Annotated in this window: 17 protein-coding genes; 3 read left to right on the plus strand and 14 right to left on the minus strand. The window is 73.1% G+C overall.

Going from position 1 to position 24,397, the window contains the following annotated elements; translation table 11 throughout:
• Window positions 1-149: 149 nt before the first annotated feature.
• The 4 genes from ACIG47_RS19865 to ACIG47_RS19880 form a co-directional block, all read right to left on the minus strand.
• Window positions 150-2,315, minus strand: coding sequence for a PhoX family protein (locus tag ACIG47_RS19865; RefSeq protein WP_397432828.1), 2,166 nt, complete (start codon window positions 2,313-2,315; stop codon window positions 150-152).
• A gap of 126 nt (window positions 2,316-2,441) precedes the next feature.
• Window positions 2,442-3,596, minus strand: a complete 1,155-nt coding sequence (locus ACIG47_RS19870; RefSeq protein WP_397432829.1) for a ThiF family adenylyltransferase — start codon at window positions 3,594-3,596, stop codon at window positions 2,442-2,444.
• A gap of 44 nt (window positions 3,597-3,640) precedes the next feature.
• On the minus strand, window positions 3,641-4,618 hold the full coding sequence (locus ACIG47_RS19875) for an electron transfer flavoprotein subunit alpha/FixB family protein (RefSeq protein WP_397432831.1): 978 nt from the start codon (window positions 4,616-4,618) through the stop codon (window positions 3,641-3,643).
• 58 nt (window positions 4,619-4,676) lie between these two features.
• Window positions 4,677-5,489 carry an electron transfer flavoprotein subunit beta/FixA family protein gene (locus ACIG47_RS19880; RefSeq protein WP_397432832.1) on the minus strand — a complete coding sequence of 271 codons (813 nt, stop codon included), beginning with the start codon at window positions 5,487-5,489 and terminating at the stop codon, window positions 4,677-4,679.
• Window positions 5,490-5,560: 71 nt separating this feature from the next.
• Between ACIG47_RS19880 and glgX the strand changes: the two genes are divergently transcribed.
• The gene (gene glgX / locus ACIG47_RS19885; RefSeq protein WP_397432834.1) at window positions 5,561-7,885 is read left to right on the plus strand and encodes a glycogen debranching protein GlgX; all 2,325 of its coding nucleotides are present in this window, start codon (window positions 5,561-5,563) and stop codon (window positions 7,883-7,885) included.
• A gap of 62 nt (window positions 7,886-7,947) precedes the next feature.
• On the plus strand, window positions 7,948-9,663 hold the full coding sequence (locus ACIG47_RS19890; RefSeq protein WP_397432835.1) for an FAD-binding dehydrogenase: 1,716 nt from the start codon (window positions 7,948-7,950) through the stop codon (window positions 9,661-9,663).
• A gap of 57 nt (window positions 9,664-9,720) precedes the next feature.
• Here ACIG47_RS19890 and ACIG47_RS19895 read toward each other — a convergent pair whose 3' ends face one another.
• The 5 genes from ACIG47_RS19895 to ACIG47_RS19915 all read right to left on the minus strand — a co-directional run bounded on the left by ACIG47_RS19895 (window position 9,721) and on the right by ACIG47_RS19915 (window position 16,686).
• On the minus strand, window positions 9,721-10,731 hold the full coding sequence (locus ACIG47_RS19895; RefSeq protein WP_397432837.1) for a prephenate dehydrogenase: 1,011 nt from the start codon (window positions 10,729-10,731) through the stop codon (window positions 9,721-9,723).
• Window positions 10,728-11,735, minus strand: coding sequence for a prephenate dehydratase (locus ACIG47_RS19900; RefSeq protein ID WP_397432839.1), 1,008 nt, complete (start codon window positions 11,733-11,735; stop codon window positions 10,728-10,730). The genes ACIG47_RS19895 and ACIG47_RS19900 overlap by 4 nt, the downstream gene beginning before the upstream one ends.
• On the minus strand, window positions 11,732-12,571 hold the full coding sequence (locus ACIG47_RS19905) for a hypothetical protein (RefSeq protein WP_397432840.1): 840 nt from the start codon (window positions 12,569-12,571) through the stop codon (window positions 11,732-11,734). The genes ACIG47_RS19900 and ACIG47_RS19905 overlap by 4 nt, the downstream gene beginning before the upstream one ends.
• A gap of 40 nt (window positions 12,572-12,611) precedes the next feature.
• Window positions 12,612-15,875, minus strand: a complete 3,264-nt coding sequence (locus ACIG47_RS19910) for a VanW family protein (protein ID WP_397432842.1) — start codon at window positions 15,873-15,875, stop codon at window positions 12,612-12,614.
• A gap of 448 nt (window positions 15,876-16,323) precedes the next feature.
• On the minus strand, window positions 16,324-16,686 hold the full coding sequence (locus ACIG47_RS19915; RefSeq protein WP_397415122.1) for a hypothetical protein: 363 nt from the start codon (window positions 16,684-16,686) through the stop codon (window positions 16,324-16,326).
• Between the two features lie 94 nt (window positions 16,687-16,780).
• Between ACIG47_RS19915 and ACIG47_RS19920 the strand changes: the two genes are divergently transcribed.
• Window positions 16,781-17,350, plus strand: a complete 570-nt coding sequence (locus ACIG47_RS19920; protein ID WP_397415119.1) for a hypothetical protein — start codon at window positions 16,781-16,783, stop codon at window positions 17,348-17,350.
• A gap of 6 nt (window positions 17,351-17,356) precedes the next feature.
• On the opposite strand, the gene ACIG47_RS19925 is transcribed toward ACIG47_RS19920, so the two are convergent.
• The 5 genes from ACIG47_RS19925 to ACIG47_RS19945 form a co-directional block, all read right to left on the minus strand.
• Window positions 17,357-18,520, minus strand: coding sequence for a PIG-L family deacetylase (locus ACIG47_RS19925; RefSeq protein WP_397432844.1), 1,164 nt, complete (start codon window positions 18,518-18,520; stop codon window positions 17,357-17,359).
• Between the two features lie 97 nt (window positions 18,521-18,617).
• The gene (typA, locus tag ACIG47_RS19930; RefSeq protein WP_397415115.1) at window positions 18,618-20,561 is read right to left on the minus strand and encodes a translational GTPase TypA; all 1,944 of its coding nucleotides are present in this window, start codon (window positions 20,559-20,561) and stop codon (window positions 18,618-18,620) included.
• A gap of 200 nt (window positions 20,562-20,761) precedes the next feature.
• Complete coding sequence (locus tag ACIG47_RS19935; protein ID WP_397432846.1) at window positions 20,762-22,507, minus strand: dipeptide ABC transporter ATP-binding protein; 1,746 nt, start codon at window positions 22,505-22,507, stop codon at window positions 20,762-20,764.
• Complete coding sequence (locus ACIG47_RS19940; protein ID WP_397432847.1) at window positions 22,504-23,466, minus strand: ABC transporter permease; 963 nt, start codon at window positions 23,464-23,466, stop codon at window positions 22,504-22,506. The genes ACIG47_RS19935 and ACIG47_RS19940 overlap by 4 nt, the downstream gene beginning before the upstream one ends.
• The gene (locus ACIG47_RS19945; RefSeq protein WP_397432848.1) at window positions 23,459-24,385 is read right to left on the minus strand and encodes an ABC transporter permease; all 927 of its coding nucleotides are present in this window, start codon (window positions 24,383-24,385) and stop codon (window positions 23,459-23,461) included. Before ACIG47_RS19945 ends, ACIG47_RS19940 begins: the two co-directional genes overlap by 8 nt.
• Window positions 24,386-24,397 lie beyond the last annotated feature (12 nt).

Here is a 24,397-nt window from a genome sequence, read left to right on the forward strand (position 1 = left end):
GAACGTCTCCGGGCCGCCAACGCTTCCCGTGGTGTGACCCACGCGATCCCCACGCGAACCAAAGGCCGCTGAGTGCGGGATATTCGCCCTCCCGAGGTGTTCGGTAGGGCGAATGTCCCGCACTCAGCGGCTCGGGTCAGCGGCTCGGCTCAGCGGCGGTCGCGGTAGACCTGGACGACCGTGGGGCGCGGGCCGCGGAAGTCGCCCGCCTCGGGGCGGACGCCGGCCGCGACGTAGTCCGGGAAGAAGGACTGCGGTGCCTCGTACGAGCCGTCCTCACCCGGGTGCTGCACGTTGACGTAGACCATGCCGTCGCGCGAGTCGATCAGCGGGCCGCAGGTCTCGGCGCCGGCGGGCACCGAGAGGAACTGCTGCACGTGACCGCGCTCGCGGCCGGCGACGGGCACCTTGAACAGGCCGTCGCACTTGGCGATGCCGCTGGAGCTCGGCTGTCCGTCGGTGGAGATCCAGAGGTTGCCCTCGGCGTCGAACGCCAGGTTGTCCGGGCACGAGATCGGCGAGACCCGGTCCTTGGGGTAGCCGGAGAAGTACGTGCCCTCGACGGCCGGGTCGCCCGCCACCAGCAGCAGGTTCCACGTGAACCGGGTGGAGGTCTGGTCGCCGGACGGGATGATCTCGACCACGTGGCCGTCCCGGTTGCCGTTGGTGGTGACCCCGTTCACGACCTTGTGGGTGCGCGGGTTGGGCTCCGTGGCGCCCTCGACCGTGTTGGTCGGGGTGCGGCCGGAGTTGTTGGTGCACGCGACGTAGATGCGGCCCGTGACGGGGCTGATCTCGACGTCCTCCGGGCGGTCCATCTTGGTGGCGCCGACCTTGTCCGCGGCCAGGCGCGTGTAGACCAGCACCTCCTCGAGGGACATGCCGGGCACCTTGCTGCGGCCGTCCTTGACCAGCGGGATCCACTCGCCGGTGCCGTCGAAGGCGCCGTCGGAGGGCAGGGCGCCCGAGCCGTCGATCTCGGCGGCCGGCGAGTCGCCGGTGAACTTCGCGACGAACAGGTCGCCCTCGGACAGGAGGGTCTTGTTGTGGGCGCGCGCCCAGCGGGAGTCGCCCTTGGCGACGCGGTTCTTCGAGACGAACTTGTAGACGTAGTCGAACGCCTGGTCGTCGCCCATGTAGGCCACGGCGTGGCCCGAGCGGGACAGCGTGACGTTGGCGCCCTCGTGCTTGAACCGGCCCATGGCGGTGTGCTTCACGGGCTTGGCGTCCGGGTCGTACGGGTCGATCTCGACGATCCAGCCGAACCGGTTGGCCTCGTTCTCGTAGCCCTCGGACTGCGCGAAGCGGGCCTCGTCCTTCTCCCAGCCGTAGCTGGTCGAGGAGCCGATGCCGTAGCGGGCGTCGGCGGTCGAGTTCGCGCCGGCGGCCACGAAGTAGCCGTTGAAGTTCTCCTCGCCGGACAGCACCGTGCCCCACGGCGTGGTGCCGCCCGCGCAGTTGTTCATGGTGCCGAGCACGCGGGTACCCGTGGGGTCCGCGGCGGTCTTCAGCAGGTCGGAGCCCGCCGCCGGGCCGTCGAGCACGAACTCGGTGCCCAGGTGGATGCGCCGGTTGTAGACGCTGATCCGCTGGTAGTCCCACGGCTTGCCCGTCGAACGACGGCGCACCTCGACCACGGCCATGCCGTGCGCGGCGCGCTCGATCGCACGCGCGTAGGCGTTCTGGGTGCGGCTGCCGTCGGCGGCGGTGTCCCAGTACTTCTCGGTGGGCGGGAACATGATCTCGGCGTTCGTGTACTCGAGGTTCGACACCAGGAGCCCGCGGGTGCCGCGGCTCTTGTCACCCGGCCGGATCGGCAGGATGTCGAGGTAGTCGCAGTTGTAGCCGAACTGCTTGGCCTGCTGCTCGGGCGACTGGTTGTCCGGGTCGAAGGTGCGGGCGCCCGGGAGGATCGGGTCACCCCAGCGGATGATCGGGTCCCAGGTGTAACCCTCGGGCACGACCAGCGCGTCGACGTCGACGGGCTGCGGCTCGATGGCGCCGAAGGCCAGGCCGCGACCGTCCCCGTGCCCCGGCAGGCGGCCCTCGGCCAGCGTCGCCGCGGTGGCGGACGGCGCCCCGGCGGCCTGCGCGCCGATCACCACGGCACCGGCGGCGACCGCCATGGTGCCGAGCATCGCGCGGCGCGACAGCACGGAGCTCACGACGTCCTTGAAGTACTCGTTGGCGCTCTCGTTCGGAGCGGGGTGAAGGCACGCGTCATTGCACTTGAGGCGGCAGGTCACGGGGCTGCGCTTGCCACGCGCGTGCGTGTGCACCGTCAGCAGGGGGCGGTTCTCAGGGGCGATCGTCATCGGAGGTTCTCCGGTCCGAAAGGGGGGTGGGACGTCGTCAACCTAGGAGCAGGCGGTGTCCCGGCCGCGAAAGCCCCGGTACGCCCAGGTGAACGGGACATGTCCGGCAGGTGGTGAGGGCTTTCCTCACCCGAGGATCGCGTGGCTGGTGACGTCCCGCCACCCCTCGGCGCGCAGGAGCTGCTCCGCGCCGCGCGACCGCAGGCCGCGCTCGCAGACCACGAGCACCGGGCCGTCCAGGGGGTGGTCCAGCAGCTCCGCCGGGAAGTTCCCGGCCGCCAGGTCCTCCAGCCGTGCGAACACGGCACCGGGCACGGCGCCCGGGCGCAGCCCGACGTCCAGGAGCAGGACGCCGGGAGCGGGCGCGACCGCGGGGCCGTCGGACGGCGTCGCGGGGTCTCCCCCGGACGCCGCAGCACCCCCCGCGGAGTCCGCGGAGCCCGCAGGATCCGCTTCATCGCCCGTGAGCCCCGCGGCACCCCCGGCGTGACCCGGCGCACCACCCTCGGACGACGCCCCGGCGCCCTCGTCCGTCCCGCCCGGCGCCGCCAGCGTGATCGTGTCCCACCCCGAGGTGCGCGCGTCGTAGGCCAGCAGCCGGCCCAGCGCCGGGTCACCCGTCCCGGTCAGCACCTTGACCGCCTCGACCGCCATGGTCGAGCCCACGACGCCGCACGCCGGGCTCAGCACACCGACCGTCGCGCACGACTCCCCCTCGGGCGGCTGCGGTCCGAACACGTCCGGGTAGGTGATGGCGCGCCCGTCCGGGGCGGCCGACCAGAAGACGCTCACCTGGCCGTCCCAGCCGAGCACCGTGCCCCAGACGACGGGCAGGCCCAGCGCCGCGGCGGCGTCGGACACGGCGTACCGGGTCTCGAACGTGTCCGACCCGTCGACCACCAGGTGATAGCCGGCCAGGATCGACGCGGCGTTCTCGCGGGTCAGCCGGTCGCGGTGCGCGATCACCCGGACCTCGGGCGCCAGGGCACGCAGCGCGTCGGCGGCGGAGTCGGTCTTGGCGCGGCCCACGTCGGCCGCGGTGTGCAGCACCTGGCGCTGCAGGTTGGAGGTCTCGACGGCGTCGTCGTCGATGACGCCGAGCGTGCCGACGCCGGCCGCCGCGAGGTACTGGAGCACCGGCGACCCGAGACCACCGGCCCCGACCACGACGACCCGCGCCGCGGCCAGGCGCTCCTGCGCGGCCACCCCGAACCCGTCGAGCAGCAGGTGACGGGCGGCCCGTCGCCGCTCGGCGGGCCCGAGCCCGCCCGTGGGGGTCATGATCGGCTCCACCACGTCATCCCACCACCCCGGTGCGCCGCGCCTCAGCCCTTGTGCCGGCGGATCTCCGCCGCGGCCTGCGGGAGCACGTCGGCGAGCTGCCCGACCACCGCGAAGTCGCAGATCTCGAAGATCGGGGCCTCCGGGTCGCTGTTCACCGCCACGATCACCTGGGACGCCTGCATGCCGCCCCGGTGGTGCGGCGCGCCCGAGATGCCCGCGCCGATGTAGACGCGCGGGGCGACGGTCACACCGGTCTGTCCCACGTAGGTGTCCCACCAGCCCTCGAACGCGGCGTCACGCGACGCGCCCACCGCGGCACCCAGGGCGTCCGCGAGGTCCTCCACGGGGCCGAAGTCGCCCTCGGTGCCGCGCCCGCCGGCCACCACGATCGCCGCCTGGTCGAGCGGCGGGCGGCCGCTCGTGTCGGCCTTGACCGCACGCGACACGAGCGTCACCGGGGACGGTGCCACCTCGACGGCGTACCCCTCGGTCACCGGCTCGACCGCGGCCTGCGCGGGCTGCGCCACGGCGGAGTTGGCCCGGACGGTCACGACGGCGACGTCGGTGGTCACGGCGCACTCGGTGTCCCACGCCCCGGCGAACACGCGCTTGCCGGCCACGACCCGGCCGTCCACGTCGCGCACGGAGGCGGCGTCGATGACCAGGCCCGCGCCCAGGTCGCGGGCCGCGAGCGCCGCGGCCTCCTTGGCGGCGAACGAGGTGGGCAGCAGCACCAGGTCGGCGTCGGTCAGCCGGACGGCGGCGGCGAGCGCGGCCGCGACGACGGCGGGCAGGTGCCGCTCGTCGCCGCTCACGCAGGCGCCGTCCCGGGACAGCTCGGCCTGGTGCACGGTCTCGACGCCGTAGGTGCCGAGCTGGGCCAGCACCTCGACGGTCGGGGCCTCCAGGGTGACGGCCTCGACGCGGCCGAGGCCGCGGGCGATGGTGAGGAGCTCCAGGGCGCTGGTGCGGACCTCGGTGGCCGGGTCGAGCAGGACCAGGACGGTGCGGTTGGTCATCACGTGCCTTTCGTCAGGCGCTGTCTGTGTGGTCTGGGGGCTCCGGTTCCGCTCCGGCTCAGACCAGGTCGTTGCGGATGAGGAAGCCGGCCAGGGCCACGCCGCCCTCACCCTTGTCGGTGACGATCTCGGGTTCGGCCCGCTCGGGGCGCGGGGCCGCGGCCAGCACCTCGGTGCGGGCCCCGGAGGCACCGGCCACGGCGGTGTCCAGCCCGAGGTCGGCCGGCGACCACACCTCGATCTCCTTGGTGCGGGCCGCCATGATGAGCTTGAAGCCGGGGAACCGCGGCTGGTTGGCGCCGTCGGTCACGGACAGCACGGCGGGCAGCGGCGCGGACAGCACCTCGGTGGCGTCGTCGATCTCGCGCGTGATCGTCAGCACGCCGTCGGCGAGGTCGACCTTCTTGGCGAGGTTCAGGGTGGGCAGGCCGAGCTCGGCGCCGAGCAGCGTCGGCACCACGGAGCCGAGGCCGTCCAGCGCCGCCATGCCCGTCACCACGAGGTCCACCGGCGACTCCTGGCCGAGCCTGCGGATCGCGGCGGCGAGCACCGCGGCGGTGCCGAAGTAGTCCGAGCCGGCCAGCTCGTCGCCGGACACCCGGATGCCGCGGTCCACGCCGAACTGGAAGGCCTTGCGCACGGCGAGGTCGCCGTCGGGGCCGGCCATGGTGACCACCACGACCTCGCCCTCGTCCGGGCCGATCGCGCCCGAGGCCCGCTCGGCCTCCAGCAGCCGCAGGGCGGCCTCGATCGCGTTCTCGTCGAGCTCGTTCAGGCTGCCCTCCGCGGCCGCACGGACGACCCGGCCACCGGAGAAGCCGCGCTCGGTGTTGATGTCCGGGACGTACTTGACGGTGACGACGATGCGCATGGGGTTACGGTACGACGCCGAGCGGTGTGGCACGGATCGTGTCCGCCGACAGTCCTGCAACGATTGATCACATGGCGCAGTCAGAAAGAGTCGAACCGCAGCGGGCGCCGGGCGAGCCGCCGCCCCGTCAGGTCGTGCGGCCGCTCATCCGGCCGACGGCCCGGCGCAGCCACGTGCCGCCGCTGGGCGTGTACGTCACGCCCGACGGCGGCATCGACGCGGCGGTGCTCGCGTCGCACGCGACCGCCGTCGACCTGTGCCTCATCGACGTGACCGACCCGGCTCTCGACGAGCACGATCCCGCCCGGTACACGGAGCGGCGGGTCGAGATGGTGGGTCCGGTGTACGGCGTCTGGCACACGCACGTGCCGGACGTCGCCCCGGGCCAGCGCTACGGCTTCCGCGTGCACGGGCCCTGGGACCCGCACGCGGGGCTGCGGCACAACCCGGCCAAGCTGCTGGCGGACCCGTACGCGCGGGGGTTCGCGGGCCGCCTGCGCTACGGGCCCGAGGTGATCGGCTCGGTCTCGGCGCGGCAGGACGACCGGCCCGGCCCCGGCCTGTGGCTCGGCGACCCGTACGGGGCGGCGGACGGGACCGACTCGCTGCCGTACGTGCCGCACTCCGTCGTGGTCGGGCCGCTGACGCCGCCACCGCCGCTGACGCGGCCGCGCGTGCCCTGGGCGGACACCGTGATCTACGAGGCGCACGTGCGCGGGCTGACGATGCTCCGCGAGGACATCCCCGCCGAGCTGCGGGGCACCTACGCGGGGGCGGCGCACCCGGCCGTCGTCGAGCACCTGCTGAGCCTCGGTGTCACGACGCTGGAGCTGCTGCCGATCCACAAGAGCGTGGCCGAACCGCGCCTCGCCGCGCACGGGCTGCCGAACTACTGGGGCTACAACACGCTCGGGTTCTTCGCGCCCAACGCCGCCTACGCGACCCGCGCCGCGCAGGAGCAGGGTGCGGAGGCCGTGCTCGACGAGGTGCGCGGCATGGTGCACCTGCTGCACGAGGCGGGCATCGAGGTGCTGCTCGACGTGGTCTACAACCACACCGGCGAGGGCGGCGACGACGGCCTGCACCTCGCGTGGCGCGGCCTCGACAACCCGGTCTACTACCTGCACGACGGCGCCTCGCCTGCCGCCCTGGCGGACGTCACCGGCACCGGCAACTCCCTCGACTTCCGGCGCCCGCGGGTGATCCAGATGGCCCTGGACTCGCTGCGCTACTGGGCGCAGACGGTGGGCGTGGACGGCTACCGGTTCGACCTGGCCGTGACGCTGGGACGCGGCAACGTCGGCTTCGACCCGGACCACCCGTTCCTCGTGGCGCTCCAGACGGATCCGGTGCTGTCGGGGCTCAAGCTGGTCGCGGAGCCGTGGGACGTAGGGCCGGGCGGCTGGCAGACGGGCTCGTTCCCGCCGCCGATGGCGGAGTGGAACGACCGGTTCCGGGACGCCGTGCGCGGGTTCTGGCTCGACGCGCCCAAGCAGGGCGTGCGCGGGCAGGAGATGCTCGGCCTGCGCGACCTGGCCACGCGGCTGGCGGGGAGCGCGGACCTGTTCGGCCCCGGTGACCCGCCGCTGGTACGCGGGCCCGTGGCGTCGGTCAACTACGTGACGGCGCACGACGGCTTCACGCTCGCCGACCTGGTGGCCTACGACCACAAGCACAACGAGGCCAACGGCGAGGGCAACCGCGACGGCTCGGACAACAACCTGTCGTGGAACCACGGCATCGAGGGCCACACGCCGTCGGGCGACGACGCCACGACCGACCCCTGGCAGGCCATCGTGCCGCCGCGTCGCAAGTCGCAGCGCAACCTGCTGGCCACCCTGCTGCTGGCGGCGGGCACCCCCATGCTGACGGCGGGCGACGAGCTGGGCCGCAGCCAGGGCGGCAACAACAACGCCTACGTCCAGGACAACGAGACGTCCTGGATCCGGTGGGCGCTCGACGACGCCGCCACCGACCTCCTGGAGACCACCCGCTACCTGCTGCGGTTGCGGCGCGAGCACGCCGCGCTGCGGGCCGACTCGTTCTACCTGGGCTCGCCACGGCCGCACGAGTCGGACCCGGACCTGCTGTGGTTCGCCGAGACCGGTGCGCTGATGGAGCCCGCCACCTGGAACGAGCCCGGGCGGCGCGTGCTGCAGATGCTGCGCCCCGGGCCCGGCGCGGGCGACGCCGACGTGCTGCTGGTGCTCAACGGCGGTTTCGGCGACGTCGCGGTGACCCTGCCCGCCCGGGCGGACGGCGACGCACCGTGGGAGCTGGTCTGGGACTCCGGGTGGGACGCCCCGCGCGTGCCCGAGGACGAGGCCGGGCCGCGGACGGCGTCGACCCTCGACCCGCTCAGCATCCAGGTGCTGCTCTCGCCAGGCCGTACGTAGTTCACCCCGGGGACGGCCGAGGGGGCTGACCGTGGCGCCCGCGACCTGGCTACAGTGCGGTCATGACTGACTCCGTCCACAACAACGACGTTGCCGCCGCGGGGAGCACCGACGTGATCGTCGTCGGCGCGGGCCTGTCGGGTCTCGTGACCGCGACCGAGCTGACCGCGGCGGGCCGGCGCGTGGTCCTGCTCGACCAGGAACCGGCCGCGTCGCTGGGCGGTCAGGCGTGGTGGTCGTTCGGCGGGCTGTTCCTGGTGAACTCGCCCGAGCAGCGCCGGCTCAAGGTCCGCGACTCCGCCGAGCTCGCGTTCGCCGACTGGCTGGGCTCCGCGCAGTTCGACCCCGGCGCGGAGCGCGGCGAGGGTCCGGACCGGTTCGGGTACCGGTGGGCGCAGGGGTTCGTCGAGTTCGCCGCGGGCGACATGCGGCCGTGGCTGCACGGCAAGGGGGTGCGCTGGTTCCCGCTGGTGCAGTGGGCGGAGCGCGGCGGCTACCCGGCCGGCGGCCACGGCAACTCGGTGCCCCGCTTCCACGTCACCTGGGGCACCGGGCCCGCGATCGTCGCGCCGTTCGTCGCCGCGGCGCACGAGGCGAACCGGGCCGGGCTGCTCGACCTGCGCTTCCGGCACCGGGTCACCTCGCTCGTGGTCACCGACGGCCGCGTCACCGGCGTCCGCGCGGAGGTCCTGGCCGACGACGACGCCGGGCGCGGCGAGCCGTCCGGCCGTACCGTCACCGGCGAGGTGGAGCTGTCCGCCCAGGCCGTCGTCGTCGCCAGCGGGGGCATCGGCGCCAACCACGACCTGGCCCGGGCCCGGTGGTCCGCGAGCGCCGGGCGCCTCCCGGAGCGCATGCTCTCGGGCGTGCCCGACTCGACCGACGGGCTCATGCTGGGCGTCGCCGCGGCCTCCGGTGCGGCGCTGGTGCACGAGGACCGGATGTGGCACTACCCCGAGGGCATCGCGAACCACTCGCCGGTCTGGTCGAAGCACGGCATCCGGATCCTGCCCGGCCCGTCGTCGCTCTGGCTGGACGCCGACGGCAACCGGCTGCCGGGCCCGCTGTTCCCCGGGTTCGACGCCCTCGGTGCCCTGCAGCACGTGACCTCCCGTGGCGACGACCACTCCTGGTTCGTGCTGAACAAGACCATCATGGAGAAGGAGTTCGCACTGTCGGGCTCCGAGCAGAACCCCGACCTGACCGGCAGGTCGGTGCCGCTGCTGCTGGAGCGCGTGCGCGGCCGGTCGGTGCCGGTGCGCACCTTCGCCGAGCAGTCGCAGGAGTTCCTGTGGGCCGACACCCCCGCCGAGCTCGCGGCCGCGATGAACGCGCTCACCGAGGCGACGCCCGGGTCGACCGGGCACGTGGACGGTGAGGCCCTGGCCGCGCTGATCGCCGCCCGCGACGCCCAGGTGGCCACCGGGCTGGGCAAGGACCCGCAGGTCGTGGCGACGTCGGCGGCGCGGCACTTCATCGTGGACAAGGCGATCCGGGTGGCGCCGCCGCGCGCGCTGACCGACCCGCAGGACGGACCGCTGCTCGCGGTGCGCCTGTCGGTGCTGACCCGCAAGACCCTGGGCGGCCTGTGGTGCGACGAGACGGGCCGGGCCCTGACGCCGGACGGCGAGGTGCTGGACGGGCTGTGGGCCGTGGGCGAGGCCGCGGGCTTCGGGGGCGGCGGCGTGCACGGGCACCGCGCCCTGGAGGGGACGTTCCTGGGCGGCTGCCTCTTCACGGGGCGGACGACGGGCCGGGCCCTGGCGGAGTCGCTCTGAACCCGGCTGACCCGGCTGCGCGCGTCGGCCGGGTCGGCCGGGCGGTGCCGTCTCCCGCTACCGCAGCAGGGCCTGGCCGTCCTCCAGGCTGATCACCACGGCGCCCTGGGCGCAGCGGGTCACCAGCTCCGTGGGCCAGTCGTCCGTCAGCCGCACGGTCTCCACCGTCTCGTCGGCACCGGCACCGGCCACGTCCCCCGGGCGCAGCCCGGTCACGCGGCTGCTCCGCGCCCGGCCGAGCCGCGTGCGCACCGGGTCGGGCCGGTCGAAGAACCAGTGCGTCGGCGCGTTGGAGTCGAGCGCGTCCGCGAGGCGTTCCAGGTCCCGGGCGGCCAGCCGCAGCGCGGGGGCCACCCAGGTGCCGTTCTCGGTCACCATCGCCTCGGTGCGGCGCGGGTCGGTGAGGCCCACGCGGGTCCCGTCCCGGAACGAGCCCGCGGCGAGCCCCAGGGCGAGGTCGCGCACCGGCGCCCCCGCCACCGCGCCGAGAAGCTGGGTGGCCAGCACGTGCGGCACGTGCGACACCAGCGCCACCGCCTCGTCGTGCAGCTCGTCGGTGAGCACCGCGGCCGTGCCGCCCAGCGGCCCGGTCACCAGGGTCAGCACCCGCACGAGCCGGTCCGGGTCGGTACCGGGCCCCACCGTCACCGCCCACGGGACGCCCTGCATCAGCTCCGCCGACGACGCCGCGAAACCGCTGTGCTCGGTACCGGACATCGGGTGTGCGCCGACATACCGCTCCCCCAGGCCGGCCTCGGCGACCGCCTCCCGCACCGGCCCCTTCACCGAGCCCACGTCGGTCACCGTCGGGTCCCAGCCGGGCTCGCCCGCGAGCGCGTCGGCCAGCTCGGCGGCGACCGACCGCATCGCGCGCAGCGGCGCGGCGAGCACCACGACGTCGGGCCGGTTGGCGGCCAGGCGGGCGACGTCGTCGGCCACCGTGAGGCCCGCCGCGCGGGCCTCGCCGCCGGAGACGGGGTCGGTCGCGACGACCGGGACCGCCGCGGCCTGGAGGGCGCGAGCGATCGACCCGCCGACCAGCCCCAGGCCGACGACGCCGACGCTCACCACAGCAGCCCCCGGCCCCGCGCCGGGTCGGGGTCGGCCGAGGAGACCGAGCCGACGGGCACGTGGTCGGGGTCGAGCGGGCCGTCCAGGGTCCGGAACCCGGCCCCGGCGGGGAACAGCCCGAGCGTCTTGAGGGAGTCACCCGCGGCGAGCAGGTCGCTGAGCACCTCGCGGGCGCCCGGGGCCCACGGGGCGTCGTCGAACGTCACGACGAACACGTACCGGCTCTCCTGCGCCTTGAGCGGCCGCGTGATGAGGCTCGACATGTTCACGCCGCGGTCGCCGAAGGCGGCGGTGATCCGCGCCAGCACACCAGGGCCGGTCACCGACGGGGTGATGGCGAGCATCGTCTTCCACGCGGTCTCGCCGGCGGCCCGCGTGCGCTCCAGGTACGCGCCGGCCACGGCACGCCGCGTCAGGACGAGGAACCGGGTCCGTCCGCCGCGGAAGTCCTCGACCGCCGTCGCGTAGGTGTCCAGCCCGTACAGCTCGCCGCAGATCGTGGGTCCCAGGGCGACGGTCCCGGGCCCGGCGTCGCGGCACGCGGCCGCGTTGGACGACGCCGGGGCCGTCGCCAGCCCGGTGCTCGTCACGAAGCCGGCGCACTGCGCGAGGCCGTGCGGGTGCGCGGACACCTCGGTCAGCTCGCCGTGGTCCGGGCGCACGAAGGCGTCGAAGGACACGTCGATGGCCACCTCGTCGACGGCCACGACGTCCGCGCTGGACAGCAGGGCGTCCAGGGACGGCACCACGTAGCCCTCGACCGAGGACTCGACGGCCACGACGCCGAACCGGGGGCTCGCCGACCCGTCCGTCGGAGGGCCGGCCGCAGAGTCCGCCGCGACGGCGTCGTGCACGTCCTTGACCGTGGCGAGCGGTTCCGCGACGACCGCGCCGTCGGGCGCGTACCGGCGGGCCCAGTCGAGCGCCGCCTGGTGGGTGAAGGTGCCCTCGGGACCCAGGTACGCGACCCGGGTGGCGGGGCGACCGGCCGGCGCCGTCATGCCCACCGCGGCGTCAGGGCGTCCGGACCGGGCACGAACGAGTCGCCCGGCAGCACAGCGAGCGTGCGGTGCGCGACCCCGCGCTGCGTGAGGGCGGCGACCAGGTCGTTCAGCACGTCCGACGTGGGGCACGAGAACGAGGCGAAGAACGCGTGCGGACCGCCCGAGGAGGGCTGGCTGCGCAGGTGGACCAGGTCCAGACCGGCGTCGGCGATGACGGCGAGCGTGGGCTGGAGGGATCCCAGGTGGTCGTCGGACGGCCCGAACGCCAGCCACACCTGCGCGGGCTCGGTGAACGGCGGCCAGTCCGCCCGGGACTCCAGGAGCCCGTACCAGACGGGTCCTCCCGCGGCCAGTGCCGCGCTGTCCGGCAGCTCGGTGAACCCCGCGGGCACCCGGGTCCGTTCGATCACGAGCGAGCCACCCTCGCCGGCGAGCGCGATCCGCTCCGCCACCGTCGCCCGCGTGGGCACCAGGCGCAGGCTCGCACCCAGGCCGCGCAGCACCGTGGCGCAGTCCCGCACGCCCGCCTCGTCGATCACCACCTGACCACCCGTGGCGCCCGAACCGACCCAGACCCACTGACCGGGCACCGCGACGGCGGCCGTCACGATGAGCGACGCGTCGCCCTCCAGCAGTGCCCGCTCGAGGCCAGGCGCCGGGTGCTCCGGGTGTCCCAGGTGCACCACGGCTGCCAGCGCGTCGATGCTCGCCACGGTGGCGAGCGTGTCCGCCGTCGTGCCGAGGTCGAGCAGCTCCACCGGGTCGTTCCAGCCCGCCATCCGCGCGGCGAGCACCGCGTGCGCGGGAGACTCCCGCTCGCTCCGTCCTAGCATGTGCGCAACCTACCGCCAGTGAGCCGTTCGAGCCGCCCGGTCAGTCGCAGACCACAGGGTTGTCGGGGTTGTAGGTGTGGTTGAAGGAGTTCTCCTTGACCACCTTTCCCTCGTGGAGCACCTTGCGGGAGATGGTGACCGAGAAGCCGTCCTCACCGCCCGGGTACGGCTGGCAGTCCGCCGACGAGTCGTGGATGGTCGTCTTCGGCACGATGTTCCGCTTGGGGCTGGTGCTCTCCTGCACCGTGTAGTACTTGGTGCTCCAGATGCGGACCGTGAGCTTGCCGTCCGCCACGAAAGCCTGCATGACCGCGCCGTACGGGGTGTCGTTGCGGAACTTCATGTCCTTGGCGCCCACGTAGATCGTGGCCTCACGGCCTGCCGGGTAGCGCGGGAACCAGTAGGAGTGCGCGTGGTGCTCGATGTCGTCGAACCCGGCGAAGAAGCCCGCGTTGAACGAGGTGGTGGCCATCTGCGAGAGACCACCGCCCACCGCCTCCACGTGCTCGCCGTTCTCGACGACGCCCGCGTCGAAGTACCCGTTCTCCAGGGTGATCGGCGCCAGGGCCTCCAGCAGGGAGAAGGTCTCGCCGGGCTTGACCAGGTTGCCCGTGACCATCTCGGCGCCCCGCACCAGGTTCTGGGTGCGTACGGGCTCGTCCGTCAGCGGCGTGCTGAACTCGGAGACGATCTCCTTGACGCCCAGTGCCTCGAGCGACTCGACGGTCTCCTTCGGGTCCTGCTCGACCAGCTCGACCGACGTCTCGCGGTCGTCGCTCGTCACGGCGATCCGCAGGGCCTTGCCGGTCTCGACCGGGTCCAGGGTGGTGCCGGTCTTGCCCTCGACGACCGTCGGCGTGCCGCCCACGAACTCGAAGTGCGCGTCGTCCGGGACCTCCAGCAGGTCGGTCGTACCCTCGACGATCGCCGCGACGGCGGCGTCGCGGTCCACGATGGCCCGCAGTGTCCCGTCCCGCTGCTCGAACCGCACCAGCTCGGCCAGGACCGTGGGCGTGAGCACGGGCTTCTGCCCGCCCACCGACACCGTGACGGGCGCCGAGACGACCTTCTGCGCCACGGCGAAGCTGTCATCCGTCTCCTGCTGCGTGATCGTCGGCTCGACGGTCTCGATCGGCAGGTCGAACGGCCCCTCGTCGTGCAGCCAACGCTCCTGGATGATCCGCGACGTCTCGCTGGTGACGATCCGCGATCCGTCCTTCGCGTCGGTCTTGGCCGGCTGCCCGTCGACGAACGACACGGTGCCGTCCACGGGCGCGACGGTGAGCGACTCCTCGAGGCCCGCCACGGCGGCGTCGAACTTCTCGGAGTCGATGTCCAGGACCAGCTCCTCCTCGGTGCCGCCGAACATGTGCGCCCACATGCGCACCGGGCTCAGCGAGAAGCCGGTGAGCTCGGCCGCCGTCGCCTCGGCGTCGATCGCGAGGCCGCTCGGCTCCGGGGAGAGCTGTGCCTTGCCCTCGCCCGCCGTCAGGGCGATCGGCTCCTTGAGCCGCGGGCCGAGCTGCTCCGTCAGCGCGGAGGCGGCCTCGGCCTGCGTCATGCCGCCGATGTCGACGCCGGCCACCGTGGTCTCCTTCGGCACCCGGTCGCTCAGGCTCCAGGCCACGAGCGAGTAGACGCCGAACAGCACGACGGCGGCGAGCACCGCGAACAGCGCGAACTTCGGGCCGCGGCTCGGGGCGCCGTCGCCGGCGAGCCCGTAGAAGCTGCCCGGGGCGGCCGGGGCGCCCGGCCCGCCAGGTCCGCCAGGTCCGGCAGGTCCGGCAGGTCCGGCAGGTCCGGCCGGTTGCTGCGCGGACGCGGCCGCCGCGCCGGGGTTCACCGGCGCCCAGCGCGAGACGCGCTGGATCGCGCCGGTCAGCGGCTTGAGGAACGAGTTCTGGCCACCGTCCGGAGCGGGCACGCTACCCGGGCCGGACGGTGCGCCGGAGTCCGGGCCCGACCGCGGGATGAGCGAACGCGGCGGCACCGACGGCGGCGCACCGGGGGTCGCCGGTGCCGGCGGGGCTGCGGGAGCGGACGCGGCGACGCCCGGCGCAGGGGTGGACGGGGCGGACACCACGCCCAGCGGGGTGACGCCGGGGGCAGCGACAGGCGCAGTGCCGCCCGAGGCAGCGGGGGTGGCGCCGGACGCCGCGGCGGAGGCGGCGGCCGCGCTCGCCGCGACGGCTGCTGCCGTGTCCTTGGTGGCCGATGGGGCGCCGGCGGCTGCCGGGCCCGCGGGGACGGAGGCGGACGTCCTGGCCGGAGCCGTGCCGGGCGATGTGCCGGGCGATGCGTCGGCCGGGGTGTTGGCTGATGCATCGCCTGACGAGGTGTCGGAGGACGCGGGGCCGGCAGGCGCCGCGCCCTTCGAGGCGTTGGTCGGCGCGTTCTCCGTCGCGGGCCTGCTCACCGGAGCAGCGGACGGAGACGCGTCGCCGGACGGCGTCGCGTCTCCGGCGGCGGCACCCGCGGCAGCACCTCCGGCGGCCCTCGCAGCAGAACCGGCCGCAGCACCCGCAGCGGCACCGGCGGCTGCGCCCGGCGTCGCGCCCGAACCGGACGCACCGGGGGCGGCGTTCGGGGTGCTGCCCGCGCCCGGCGCCTGCTTGGGCGGCCGTTCGAACGCGAAGACACGCGGCGTGTACCCGCTCTTCGGCGTGGTGGTGGCCTTGGTCGCCGGGGTCGCGAGCTCGTTGACGACCGTCTGCAGCACGGCCACGTCCGGGTTGTCGGCGCTCGGCGGCTCGGCCGGGGTCGCGGACGACGAGCCCGGCTGGTCCGCCGACGGGCTCGGCTTGCTCCGCACGGGAACGGCCGGGGCCGACGCCGCGCCCGGCACCGACGCACCCTGCCCGCCTGCGGACGGGGCGGCGTCACCCGCGCGCGGAGCGGACCCCGCGGGGACGGCCGGCGTACCCGACGGCTGGGCGCCGCCCGGTCCGGGAGCCGCGGCGGCCGACGCTGCGGGGGTCCGCCCGGCGTCGACGGGTGTCGCCTCCGGCCGGTCGGCCCCGGCCGGCGAGGCACCGGACCCCGCGTCGGCCGTCGTCGCACCGCCGTCCGACGTCACGGCGGGCTCAGCACCGCCGTCCGACATCGCAGCGGGCTTGGCGGCGTCCGACGTCGCAGCCGGCTTCCCGGCGTCCGACGGCGACGCGGCGGGCTCGTGCGGCGACGCTGCGGACGACGCGGCGTCCGCCGCTGCCTCCTGGGCGCGCGCGGGCGTGACCGGCGGGATGGCCGGCGGGGTGACGGGCTGGCGGGCCTTCGGGGCCTCGGACTGCTCCGGAGGGGTCACGGGCTGGGCTTTCTCTGGGGACGGGGAAGCCGGCTGTGCGGTCGGTCGACCGGCCGGTGCTGCGAACTGCACGGCTCCCGGGTCGGTCGGCCGTGCGGGGGGTGTGGCAACCTGTCGGGGAACGCTGCCTGGGCGCGTCCGGGACAGGCGGGGAGGCATCGCCGGGGCAGGTTCCGTCCCGGCGTTCTCGTCTGACGTCGGCTCGAGCGGTTCGTCACGCTCGGTCGGCTGACCCATCGGCACGCTCCGTGCAACTACCCGAGACGCGGGCCCTCCGCGTCCCCCAGGGCGCACCGAGACTGCGGCGAATCCGCTGGACGGGGCCGCCCTGCCGGGAATCCTATCGAGCAGGAATCCGACTCAAGGTCGCGTACCGGACGTCCCGAGGTGGAGGTTGTGTATCAATCCTGCCCACCATCCTGAAGCACTTCGCGCAGACGCGCAGGCCTCAGGCGGCAGACCGGTTCCGGCGCGCCGGAACCTCCGCGAACCACGACGACGGCAGGAACGCCACGACGGCCAGCACGGCCACCCCGGCATACGACCAGACCATGCCCAGCAGGCCCGCCGGCACCACGACGTCGCCCCCCGAACCCGGCAGGGACAGGGCCTGCACCATGGCGACCCAGCCCACACCGAACCCCAGCAGCGTGCCATAACCCGCCCAGGCGCGCGCGAGGACGCCCGCGGCGGCGGTCAGGGCGAGGGCGAGCACGAGACCGAGGTACCAGGACTCGTCGCCGTACCGGTGCACCACCGTCCCGAGCGCGCCCAGCACCACGCCGAGCAGGACGGCCAGCAGGGTGCGCACGATCGTTCGTCCGAGGTGACGTCCGGGTGAGTTCACCCGACCATTGTCCAGCACGCACCTGGGAGGGTCCTGCGGATGTGGAACACTCCCGCGGGTGAACACGCTCCAGGCACAGACGCAGCTCATCGTCCGACAGCGCATCCGGATGCTGGTCAACCAGTACGAGGTGCACGGCGCCCGGCCCGACGGCTCCGAGGGCGACCTCTACGCCTTCGCGCAGCAGAAGCGCATGGCGTTCCGTGAGCAGGTGACGCTCTACACGGACGAGAAGAAGCAGGAGGCCGTGCTCGGCTTCAAGGCGCGGCAGGTCATCGACCTCGGCGCCACCTACGACGTCGTCGACGCGGGCGGCTCCCCCATCGGCTCGTTCCGCAAGGACTTCGCACGCTCGCTGCTGCGCAGCACCTGGCACCTGGAGCAGCCGGGGTACGCCACGGCCACCGGCTCCGAGCGCAGCACCGCCGTCGCGATCATCCGGCGGCTGGCCGAGGTCGACTGGCTGCCGTACCACTTCGACTTCCTGGTCGAGGGCCGGCCCGCGTTCTCCGTGGAGAAGAAGTGGGGCCTGCGTGACCGGTACGTCGTGAACATCCACGACCCGCAGCTCGACCGCCGGCTCGTGGCCGCCATGGCGATCGCGCTGGACGCCCTCCAGGAGCGCTGAGCCCCCTCAGCGGAACGGCCGGGTCACCAGGTAGGTCTCGTCGGCGAGAAGGGGCGCCAGCACGTCGTTCGACAGGGCGTACCAGCCGACGACGGCCCCCACCGCGTGGGGCAGCGCCGTCGCGTGCTGCACCTGGGTCGCGTGCGCCCGCAGCGCGGCGACGACCCGCCCCAGCACGGGCCGCACATCGACCCGCACCGCGCCCGGACCAGCCGCCCCACCGAACCGGGTGATCGGCAGATCGTCAGGTGATCGGTACCCCGGGGTGCCGATCACCTGGCCTTCTGCCGACCACGGCTGCGGGTCTGCAGGCTCTGGAGCCGACCAGCACGCGTCCAGGGTGGGCTTCGCCAGCGGAGGGAGGGGCTCGTGCGGGTCCGGGAGGGTGAGGGCGTGGGTCGTCGCGAGCTCCCGGGCCTCCGGAAGGGCGGCGAGGGTCGCCCGCGCCGCGCGCACCTCGGCGGCCGGTGCGACGGCCTGCCACAGCTCCGGGCCGTCCCACGGCTGCCCCTGCCGCACGGCCGGACCGGCCGCGAGCTCGAGCGCACGGACGGTCACCTGGTGCGTGCGCACGTGGTCGGGGTGGCCGTAACCGCCCCCCGGCTCGTACGTGGCGACGACGGCGGGACGCCGCGCCCGGATCAGCGCCGCGAGCCGCCCGGCGGGCTCGTCGAGCGGCACCCGCGCGAACGCCGTCGGCGGGGAGTCGGGTGCGGGGCCGGCGACACCCGGTGCCACCCAGGCCATGCCCGAGTCCTCGTACCGCGCTGCGCCGGGGGTGCCGGCGACGAACGGCGCGACGCCCGCGGGCAGGCCCGGCGCACCGGACAGGACGCCGGACACACCAGACACCGCGCCGGGCGCACCGGAGACGGTGTCCGGTACACCGGGCAGCATGTCCAGGAAGACATGCTCGATCCGGCCGGGTCCCTCGGCGTCGCGCGCCAGATGCTCCAGCGCCGCAGCCAGCTCCGTCTCGCGGTAGGCGCCCAGGGCAGGACCGTCGCCCTCGAGGCCGGCGAGCCCCTCCGACGTCGTCCCGGGCAGGGCGATCACCTCGCCCCGCTCGCCGCGCGTGCAGGTGACCACGCACACGGGCAGCCCGGCCGCCGCGAACGTGGCGATCAGCCCACCGGTCGACAGCGTCTCGTCGTCGGGATGCGCATGCACGACCACCAGCCCCCCGGACAAAGCGTTGAGTGCTGGATCTTCGCCCTCGGAACGGCAGTTCAAGGGCGAAGATCCAGCACTCAACGGCAGGGCGTGGTCAGGAGCGCTTGGCGCGGGCCGCGGCGCGGGCGCGGTCCGTGGCGTTCAGCACGACCTTGCGGATGCGGACGACCTCGGGGGTCACCTCGACGCACTCGTCCTCCTGCGCGAACTCCAGCGACTCCTCGAGCGTGAGCTTGCGCGGCGGGATGAGGTTCTCGAAGTTGTCGGCGGTCGAGGACCGCATGTTCGTCAGCTTCTTCTCCTTGGTGATGTTGACGTCCATGTCCTCGTTGCGCGAGTTCTCGCCGACGATCATGCCCTCGTACACCTCCTGCGTGGGGTCCACGAAGAAGGAGCCGCGCTCCTGGAGGTTGATCATGGCGAACGGCGTGACCTTGCCGGCGCGGTCCGCGACCAGCGAGCCCGTCATGCGCGACTCGATGGGACCGTGCCACGGCTCGTAGCCCTCGGAGATCGACGCCGCGATACCGGTGCCGCGCGTGTCCGTGAGGAACTGGGTGCGGAAGCCGATGAGGCCACGCGCCGGCACCATGAACTCCATGCGGACCCAGCCGGTGCCGTGGTTCGTCATGGTCTCCATGCGGCCCTTGCGCTGCGCGAGGAGCTGCGTGACGGAGCCGAGGTACTCCTCGGGCACGTCGATGGTCATGCGCTCCATGGGCTCGTGGCGCTTGCCGTCGATCTCCTTGGTGACCACCTGCGGCTTGCCGACCGTGAGCTCGAAGCCCTCGCGGCGCATCTGCTCCACCAGGATGGCCAGCGCGAGCTCACCACGGCCCTGCACCTCCCAGGCGTCCGGACGCTCGGTCGGCAGCACCTTCAGCGAGACGTTACCGATGAGCTCGGAGTCGAGGCGGTCCTTCACCTGGCGCGCGGTGACCTTGTGGCCCTTGCCGCCCTTGCCCGCCAGGGGCGAGGTGTTGATACCGATGGTCATCGAGATGGCCGGGTCGTCCACCGTGATGAGCGGCAGGGGGCGCGGGTCGTCGATGTCGGTGAGGGTCTCGCCGATCATGATGTCGGCGATGCCCGCGACGGCGACGATCTCGCCGGGGCCGGCCTTGTCGGTCGGCACGCGGTCGAGCGCCTTGGTCTCCAGCAGCTCGGTGATCTTCACGCTCTGCAGCGTGCCGTCGTGCCGGGCCCACGCCACGTTCTGACCCTTGGACAGGGTGCCGTTGTGGATGCGCAGCAGCGCGAGGCGGCCGAGGAATGGCGACGCGTCGAGGTTGGTGACGTGGGCCTGCAGCGGCACGCCCTCCTCGTAGGTCGGCGCGGGGATCTTCTCGAGGATCGTGGCGAACAGCGGCTCGAGGTCCTCGTTGTCCGGCAGGCCGCCGTCGGCGGGCTGGTCGGTGGAGGCGCGGCCGGCCTTGGCCGACGCGTACACGACGGGCACGTCGAGGATGGCGTCCAGGTCGAGGTCCTCGACCTCGTCCGACAGGTCGCCGGCCAGGCCGAGCAGCAGGTCGGTGGTCTCGGCGACGACCTCGCTGATGCGCGCGTCGGGGCGGTCCACCTTGTTCACGACGACGATGACCGGCAGCTTGGCGGCCAGGGCCTTGCGCAGCACGAAGCGCGTCTGGGGCAGCGGGCCCTCGGACGCGTCGACCAGCAGCACGACGCCGTCGACCATGGACAGGCCGCGCTCGACCTCGCCGCCGAAGTCGGCGTGGCCGGGGGTGTCGATCACGTTGATGGTGATGCCGTCGGGCTCACCGCTCGCCGCGGCCGCGGGGCCGGCGTACCGGATCGCGGTGTTCTTGGCGAGGATCGTGATGCCCTTCTCACGCTCCAGGTCGCCGGAGTCCATCACGCGGTCGTCCACGTGCTGGTGCGCCGAGAACGCGCCCGCCTGCTTCAGCATGGCGTCCACGAGCGTGGTCTTGCCGTGGTCGACGTGGGCCACGATGGCGACGTTACGCAGGTCGGAACGGGTCGCACGGGCCGAGGTCGGCGCGGTTGCAGGCACGGTCACGGAGCACTCATTTCCAGAAGGGAGGTCAGGGGGCGCGGACTCTGGCCCGAAGGGACCGGTCTCGCAGCACCACCCATCTTACCCGCGAATCGAAATCCCCAGGTGTCGACCGTGTCACTGCGCGGTGAACACACCGAATGCGTCAGGCCCTCAGGCCGCCGGAGCGACCTGAGGGCCTGAGACGTGCGTGGAGGAAGCGGTCAGCCGCCGATCTCCAGGCTCGCGCCCGGGATCGCCGCCAGGAGGTCCCGCGTGTACTCCTGCTGCGGGTTGTCGAACACCTCGTCGGTGGTCGCGTGCTCCACGATGCTGCCGTCCTTCATCACCGCGACGAGGTCGGCGATCTGCCGGACCACCGCGAGGTCGTGCGTGATGAACAGGAAGGACAGCCCCAGCTCGGCCTGCAGGTCGTTGAGCAGCGTCAGGATCTGCGCCTGGACCAGCACGTCGAGCGCCGAGACGGCCTCGTCGAGCACCAGCACCTCGGGCTTGAGCGCCAGCGCACGCGCGATGGCGATGCGCTGCCGCTGCCCGCCCGACAGCTCGTTCGGGAACCGGCGCATGGTGGCCTGCGGCAGCGACACCATGTCGAGCAGCTCGCGCACGCGCGCCTCGCGGGACTTGCGGTCGCCCACCTTGTGCAGGACGAGCGGCTCCTCGATCGAGCGGTAGATCGAGTACGTCGGGTCCAGCGACCCGTACGGGTTCTGGAACACCGGCTGCACGCGACGGCGCAGCGCGAACTGCTCCTTCGCGGACATCTTCGCCACGTCCTTGCCGTCGAACATCACCGTGCCCGACGTCGGTTCGAGCAGTCCCAGCACCATGTTGGCCGCCGTCGACTTGCCGGAGCCCGACTCCCCCACCAGGGCCAGCGTGTGGCCCTTGGGCAGCGTGAAGTCGATGCCGTCCACCGCCGTGAAGTCGGTGTGCGTACCCGGCCGGGAGCCACGGATGTGGAACACCTTGGTCAGGTCCTTCGCCACGACGACGTCGGGCGCCGTCGTGGCGGCCTCGTCGGCGTGCTCGGCGAGCAGGTCCTCGGACTCCTGGCCGCGCGCGTGCGCGGACTGGATACGACGCGACGCCAGCGACGGGGCCGAGGCCACGAGCCGCTTGGTGTACTCGTGCTGCGGGTCCTGGAGGATCTGCAGCGCCGGGCCCGACTCGACGACCTTGCCCTTGTACATCACCACGAGGTGCTCGGCGCGCTCGGCGGCCAGACCCAGGTCGTGCGTGATGAACAGGACGGCCGTGCCGAGCTCGGCGGTGAGGCCCTCCAGGTGGTCCAGGATCTTCTTCTGGACCGTCACGTCGAGGGCGGAGGTGGGCTCGTCCGCGATGAGCAGCTTGGGCCGCGAGGCCAGACCGATCGCGATGAGCGCACGCTGGCGCATACCGCCGGAGAACTCGTGCGGGAACTGGCGGGCCCGGCGCTCGGCGTCGGGCAGGCCGGCCTCGCCGAGCAGCTCGGCGACGCGCGCGGTGCGCTCCGCCTTGGTGCCCTGGAAGCCGTTGGCCACCAGGGCCTCGTCGATCTGCGTGCCGATGCGCCACACCGGGTTCAGGTTGGACATCGGGTCCTGCGGGACCAGGCCGATCTCACGGCCACGGATGTCCTCGACCTGCCGGCGCTTGAGCCCCACGAGCTCGCGGCCGCCGAACGTGATGGACCCGCCGGTCACCTTGCCGGTGCCGGGCAGCAGGTCGATGATCGCGTGCGCGGTCGTGGACTTGCCGGAACCCGACTCGCCCACGATGGCCACGGACTGGCCCGGGTAGACAGTGAGGTCCACGCCGCGCACGGCGTCGACGACGCCGGTCGCCGTGGTGAACGAGATCTTCAGGTCCTTGATCTCGAGCAGCGGGGTGTTGTCGTCGCGCTTCTCGGCGGGCACCGGGGCGTCCTCGGTGGAACCGTCGGTGAGGGTGATCGTGGTGGTCATCGCTTCCTCGCCTTCGGGTCGAGGGCGTCGCGCACGACGTCGCCCAGCATGATGAAGCCGAGCACGGTGAAGGCGAGTGCGGCGGCCGGGTAGAACATGATCTCCGGGTTGGTGCGGATCGAGGACCGCCCGTTGGAGAGGTCACCGCCCCACGAGACCGTCGACGGGTCGAGGCCGATGCCAAGGAACGTCAGCGTGGCCTCGGCCACGATGAACGTACCGAGCGCCACCGTGGAGTACACGATGATCGGCGCGGCGGAGTTCGGCAGCACGTGCTGCCAGAGGATCGCGCCGCGGCTCATGCCGAGCGCCTTCGACGCGGTGACGAACTCGTTGTTCTTCACGCTGAGCACGGCGCCACGTGTGATGCGGGCGATCGTGGTCCAGCCGAAGGACGCCAGCACGAGAGCCACCGCGAGCGGGCTGCGGGACGGAACGATGCTGAGGATGACGATCGCGGCGAGCACGAACGGCACGGCGAAGAAGATGTCCGTGATGCGCGACAGGATCGTGTCGGTCCAGCCGCCGTAGTAGCCGGCGATGGCGCCGATGGCCGTGCCGAGCACCACGACGAAGACCGTGGTGAGCAGACCGACCAGCACCGAGGCCTTGGCCCCGTAGAGGGTGCGGGTGTAGATGTCGCAGCCGTTCTTGTCCGTGCCGAAGAAGTGCTCGCTCGACGGCGGGAGCAACGAGTTCGCCAGGTCGCACCCCGCGCGCGGCAGCGACGAGGTGAACAGGCCCGGGGCGACGGCAACCACGATGACGACCACGATCATGGCGGCGGAGACCCAGAACAGCGGCCGGTGGCTCATCTCGCGCCATGCCTCGCGCCACATGCTCGACGGCGCCTCGTCGGTCGAGACGGCGTCGACCACGCCGACCTTGACGTCCTCCGGTGCGGCCACGTAGCGGCCCTGGCCCGGACGCGGGGCCTTGTCGTAGCGGTTCTCAGGCATAACGGATCCTCGGGTCCAGGACGGCGTAGAGCAGGTCCACGAGCAGGTTGGCGACGATGTAGACGAGCACGATCACGGTGGACATCGTCACGATCGTGACCGACTCCCCGCGGGCGATCGCCTCGAAGAGCGTGCCGCCGACGCCGCGGATGTTGAAGATGCCCTCGGTGACGATCGAGCCGGTCATCAGGTTGCCCAGGTCCACGCCGATGAACGTGACGACGGGGATCAGCGAGTTGCGCAGCACGTGCCGGTTGACCACCTTGCCGCGCGACAGGCCCTTGGCCCGCGCCGTGCGCACGAAGTCCGCGGTGACGTTCTCGATGACCGAGGTGCGGGTCAGGCGCAGGATCTGGGCGAACGAGGTGGTGGCCAGCACGATGGCGGGCATCAGCAAGCTGACGAAGTCGGGATCTCGTCCCGCGGTGACGGGCAGCCAGTCGAGCTGGACGCCCACGACGATCTGCAGCACCAGGCCGGTGACGAACGTCGGCAGGGCGATGAGCAGCAGGCTGAGGACCAGCACCGTCGAGTCGAAGAACTTGCCCTTGCGCAGGCCGGCGAAGAGGCCGAAGCCGATGCCGAAGATCGTCTCGATCGCGAGCGCCATGATCGCGAGCTGGAACGTGATGGGCAGCGCCTCCGCCACCACGTCCGCCACGGGGCGGCCGGTGAACGTGTTGCCGAGGTCGAAGGTGAAGATGCCCTTCAGGAAGTACAGGTACTGCACGATGAACGGCTGGTCCAGGTGGAACTGGGCGCGGATCTGCTGCTGCACGGCCTCGGGCAGCCCACGCTCACCGCCCAGGCCCGCCACGGGGTCACCGGGACGCAGGAACACCAGCGCGTACAGCAAGAGGGTGGCGCCGAGAAACACAGGGATCACCTGCAGCAGCCGGCGTCCGAGATACCAAAGCATCGAGAATTCTCC

It is taken from the genome of Promicromonospora sp. NPDC052451, from assembly GCF_044547525.1.
In the GTDB taxonomy this organism is placed as follows: Bacteria; Actinomycetota; Actinomycetes; order Actinomycetales; family Cellulomonadaceae; genus Promicromonospora.

Coding starts and splice junctions, on each gene's coding strand:
- ACIG47_RS19890 (WP_397432835.1), top strand. CDS start 7,948: ATGACTGACTCCGTCCACAACAACGACGTTGCCGCCGCGGGGAGCACC.
- glgX (WP_397432834.1), top strand. CDS start 5,561: ATGGCGCAGTCAGAAAGAGTCGAACCGCAGCGGGCGCCGGGCGAGCCG.
- ACIG47_RS19880 (WP_397432832.1), bottom strand. CDS start 5,489: ATGCGCATCGTCGTCACCGTCAAGTACGTCCCGGACATCAACACCGAG.
- ACIG47_RS19870 (WP_397432829.1), bottom strand. CDS start 3,596: ATGACCCCCACGGGCGGGCTCGGGCCCGCCGAGCGGCGACGGGCCGCC.
- ACIG47_RS19905 (WP_397432840.1), bottom strand. CDS start 12,571: ATGCTAGGACGGAGCGAGCGGGAGTCTCCCGCGCACGCGGTGCTCGCC.
- ACIG47_RS19935 (WP_397432846.1), bottom strand. CDS start 22,507: ATGACCACCACGATCACCCTCACCGACGGTTCCACCGAGGACGCCCCG.
- ACIG47_RS19945 (WP_397432848.1), bottom strand. CDS start 24,385: ATGCTTTGGTATCTCGGACGCCGGCTGCTGCAGGTGATCCCTGTGTTT.
- ACIG47_RS19875 (WP_397432831.1), bottom strand. CDS start 4,618: ATGACCAACCGCACCGTCCTGGTCCTGCTCGACCCGGCCACCGAGGTC.
- ACIG47_RS19940 (WP_397432847.1), bottom strand. CDS start 23,466: ATGCCTGAGAACCGCTACGACAAGGCCCCGCGTCCGGGCCAGGGCCGC.
- ACIG47_RS19900 (WP_397432839.1), bottom strand. CDS start 11,735: ATGACGGCGCCGGCCGGTCGCCCCGCCACCCGGGTCGCGTACCTGGGT.
- ACIG47_RS19865 (WP_397432828.1), bottom strand. CDS start 2,315: ATGACGATCGCCCCTGAGAACCGCCCCCTGCTGACGGTGCACACGCAC.